Source organism: Streptomyces sp. URMC 126 (assembly GCF_051386555.1).
Classification (GTDB): domain Bacteria; phylum Actinomycetota; class Actinomycetes; order Streptomycetales; family Streptomycetaceae; genus Streptomyces.
This window is the reverse complement of sequence record NZ_JBPQTX010000867.1, coordinates 1-273: the sequence shown is the minus strand read 5'-3', so window position 1 is coordinate 273 and position 273 is coordinate 1. Positions and strand designations below refer to the sequence as shown.

Below are 273 nucleotides of genomic sequence, written 5' to 3'. Positions count from 1 at the left end.
CATCTTCAGCGTAGTCCGGTACGGGGTGGTATTTCACCGGGCGGGCGGTCGGCGGCGGTTTGCGCGGGGACGCTACGCGTCCCGGTCGCCACGGTCTGTCACGGGGTCGTCCGATGCGGGCGCGGCTCGCCGGGCGCGGTCCGCCGGGCGCGCAGTCGATGGAACGCGGCCAGCCCGTCCGGGACCCACTCCCACTCCGTGAGCCGCCGGTCGAGCTCCTCGTCGGTGAGGAAGGCGTGCCAGGCCACCTCCTCGACCTGCGGGTTCACCGGC

Annotated in this window: 1 pseudogene; it reads right to left on the bottom strand. The window is 74.0% G+C overall.

Features of this window, described 5'->3' with window-relative positions:
- Window positions 1-98: 98 nt before the first annotated feature.
- A pseudogene (locus ACSNOK_RS34275) lies at window positions 99-273 on the bottom strand (NUDIX hydrolase); the annotation flags it as partial.